Annotated in this window: 1 protein-coding gene; it reads left to right on the top strand. The window is 69.6% G+C overall.

The window, feature by feature from the left end; translation table 11 throughout:
- Positions 1-83: 83 nt before the first annotated feature.
- Positions 84-1556, top strand: a complete 1473-nt coding sequence (tnpC, locus tag FCI23_RS55570) for an IS66 family transposase (RefSeq protein WP_169317503.1) — start codon at positions 84-86, stop codon at positions 1554-1556.
- The last annotated feature ends 55 nt before the right edge of the window (positions 1557-1611 follow it).

Here is a 1611-nt window from a genome sequence, read left to right as displayed (position 1 = left end):
GGGTAAGCATTCAGAAGGTCGGTCGTGCGTCCGTCTCCTGATGATGTGACAGGTGCGGGGTGGGTGCGGCAGGATCCGGGGTCATGTCGTCCGCTCTGGAGTCTGCGTCGCGTGAGGATCTCCTCGCGCTGATCGGACTGCTCCAGCGGCAGGTGGCGGCCGCGGAGGCGCGGGCCGAAGCGGCAGAGGTCCAGGCGGGCGAACTCGCGGTGGCCAACGAGCGGTTGACCGCTCGGGTGGCGGAGCTGGAGCGGCGTCTTGGCCGGAACTCGGGCAACTCCTCGATGCCACCCTCCTCGGACACCTTCGGGCGGCCGGAGAAGAAGCCGCAGCCCAGGAGCGGACGCAAGCGAGGCCGTCAGCCCGGCACCGACGGGTCGGGCCTGGCCATGACCGACAAGCCCGATGCCACCGAAGACCATGTCCCGGCGGCCTGCAGCGGCTGCGGACGCACGCTGGAACAGGGCGACAGCGTCGGCTTCGAGCGGCGCCAGGTCCGGGACATCCCCCTGTCCACGGTAAAGATCACCGAGCACCGGGCCCACCGCTGCCGGTGCGCCTGCGGCACGGTCACCGCCCAGCCGATGCCCGAGCAGATCGCCGGGTCCCCGTCCTCCTACGGACCGAACCTGCGCGCGCTCGCCGTCTATCTGCTGGTGTTCCAGCACATTCCCGTCGAGCGGACCGCGCAGCTGATCAAGGATGTGACCGGAGCGGAGGTCTCCACCGGCTGGGTGGCCTCCCTGCTGGGCGAGGCCGCCGGCCTGGTCGCGGACTCGGTGAACCTGATCCGGGCCCTGCTGGTGATGGGCCACGTCCTGCACGCGGACGAGACCACCACCCGCATCGGCAGCGTGCGGCGCTGGCTGCACGTGGCCTGCACCGACCTCCTCACCCTGCTCCACCTCGCCCCGCGCTCACGCGCCGGCGCCGACGCGGGCGGCGTGCTGCCCAACTACCGCGGCGTCCTGGTCCACGACTCGCTCTCCTTGTATGCGGGCTACCCGCACTGCGCCCATCAGCTGTGCGGCGCCCACCTGATCCGAGAACTGACCGCCGCCGAAGAGGACTTCCCCCACCAAAGGTGGCACCAGCAGATCCGGTGGACCCTGGCCGGACTGAACACCCAGGCCATGCGTGTACGCGCAGGTGAGATCGGCGAGATCACCCCCGAGGCCCTGCTGCTGCACCTGGACGCCTTCCACCAGGGCATCACCGTCGGACTCTCCGAGCACCCCAGAGCGCCGGGCCGCAAACAGTCCCCGGCCCGCAACCTGCTCGAACGCCTACGGGACCAGGCCCACTCGATCCTGCGGTTCGCCGACGACCCCTTGCATGTGCCCTTCACCAACAACTGCGGCGAGAGGGCTCTTCGGCCGGTCAAGACCCAGCTGAAGATCTCCGGCTGCCACCAGTCCGAACACGGTGCGACGGCCTGGCTCACCGTGCGCTCCTACCTCGACTCCGCCCGCAAGCACGGGCTGAGTGCCTTCGAGGCCATCCACCGCGCCTTCACCGGCAACCTCTGGATGCCCCCCATCGAGCAAGCCGCCTGACCAGCACACCTCACACACCGTCACCGGCCAACCACATTCCTTCTGAATGCTTACG

This window comes from Actinacidiphila oryziradicis, assembly GCF_005047355.1.
Classification (GTDB): domain Bacteria; phylum Actinomycetota; class Actinomycetes; order Streptomycetales; family Streptomycetaceae; genus Actinacidiphila; species Actinacidiphila oryziradicis.
Note: the sequence above shows the minus strand (reverse complement) of the source record. Positions and strands in the feature narration are given on the sequence as shown.

Coding starts and splice junctions, on each gene's coding strand:
- tnpC (WP_169317503.1), top strand. CDS start 84: ATGTCGTCCGCTCTGGAGTCTGCGTCGCGTGAGGATCTCCTCGCGCTG.